Below are 1,597 nucleotides of genomic sequence, written 5' to 3'. Positions count from 1 at the left end.
CAGACTGTGTGAAAACCTAGCAATCTGCGCAGCGCTCAAAGAAAATGCTCCGTATCGAAAGATACGGAGCATTTTTCGTTATGGCCTACATCCAGGGAGAGCCCCGCAGCCAGACCAGCCTGTTCCCGGTCTCGCTTGAAGAGTTGATCCCCGAGGATCACCTCGTTCGCGTCATTGACCTCTACGTCGCCAAGTTGGATCTGGTGCAATTGGGCTTTGATAAAGCGCTGCCCAAAGGCACTGGTCGCCCCTCTTACGATCCTGCCGATCAGCTAAAACTCTACCTCTACGGCTATTTTCAGCGGATTCGCTCATCACGGCGGCTCGAAGCCGAGTGTCAGCGCAACATCGAAGTGATGTGGCTGATCAACCGACTCAAACCCGATTTCAAGACCATCGCCGACTTTCGTAAAAACAACAAACTCGCTTTTGTGGCGACGTGCCGTTCCTTCGTCCGGTTTTGCCGCTCAGCCGGTCTAATTGCCGGTGAGTTGGTGGCCATTGATGGCAGTAAGTTTCAGGCGGTGGCCTCTTCGCGGCGGCATTTGAATTTGAAGCAACTCAAGCGTCAGGAAGAGAAGCTGGATAAGCGCATCGCTCAGTATTTGGCGGAACTGGATGAGACTGACAAGGCCGAGGCGGGAGAGGTGATTGATCGCAGCGCGATCAAAACGGCTCTGGCGCAGCTTGAAGTTCGGCAACAGGATAATCAGAGCTGCCAGGCGCTGATGAACTCGATGGGCCTGGAGCAATTCAACACCCACGAAAGCGACGCCCGGATGATGCGCACGCCCAAAGGGCCTCGCGTGGCCTACAACGTACAAACTGCCGTGGACGCCGCACATTACCTAATTCTGCACCATGAAGTGACACAGGATGGCGACGACCGCAAGCAACTCGAACCAATGGCCAAGGCCGCCAAAGAACATCTGCAACAAGATGCCCTGAGCGTGACGGCCGATGCCGGCTACTCCAACGGCCAGCAGTTTCAGGCCTGCGAGGAGGCTGCAATTACGGTCTATGTACCACCCAATCGCTCGGTCAACCCGGGCGGTGAGGAGCTCTTCGAGCGCAAGGACTTTACCTACGAGGCCGAACACGACCGTTATCAGTGCCCAGCGGGCAAGTGGCTGACGCTCAAGCAGCGGAACAAGGGTGATCGGATCTATCAGGCAGATGTCAGCGACTGCGCTGCTTGCCCGCTTAAATCTCAATGCACTGGCGCCCAACGCCGCTATGTCTCACGCCATGCCCATGAGGAAGCCTTTGAGCGAATGGAGCAACGAATGCTGGCCCATCCGCAGATGATGGCCAGCCGAAGATCCATCGTTGAGCACCCTTTTGGCAACCTCAAGCAATGGCTGTTTGGCAATGGTCGCTTCCTGCTGCGCCAGTTGGAGGGAGCAAAAGCGGAAATGGCCTTGGCGGTGAATGCTTATAACCTCAAACGAGCAATTAGCGTGCTCGGAGCCCGCCAGCTGATGGCGCTAATGGGCTGAAAGGCCTTTTTTCGTCTGTTGCCCGCACAAAAAACAAACGCCCCGAACAAGTCGGGGCGTTTGTTGGGCTGGCCTTCAGTGTGTTTTCACACAGTCTG

At 55.9% G+C, this 1,597-nt stretch carries 1 protein-coding gene; it reads left to right on the top strand.

Annotated features, from left to right (window positions below; all coding sequences use genetic code 11):
• The first annotated feature begins 80 nt into the window (after window positions 1–80).
• Window positions 81–1,499 (top strand): IS1182 family transposase, encoded by a 1,419-nt coding sequence (locus tag F7R06_RS30630; protein WP_162493920.1) that lies wholly within the window; start codon window positions 81–83, stop codon window positions 1,497–1,499.
• Window positions 1,500–1,597 lie beyond the last annotated feature (98 nt).

The sequence above is a fragment of the Pseudomonas moorei genome, from assembly GCF_008801475.1.
Taxonomy (GTDB): domain Bacteria; phylum Pseudomonadota; class Gammaproteobacteria; order Pseudomonadales; family Pseudomonadaceae; genus Aquipseudomonas; species Aquipseudomonas moorei.
Note: the sequence above shows the minus strand (reverse complement) of the source record. Positions and strands in the feature narration are given on the sequence as shown.

Excerpts from the sequence above, each read along its gene's own strand:
- F7R06_RS30630 (WP_162493920.1), top strand. The coding sequence starts at position 81 with ATGGCCTACATCCAGGGAGAGCCCCGCAGCCAGACCAGCCTGTTCCCG.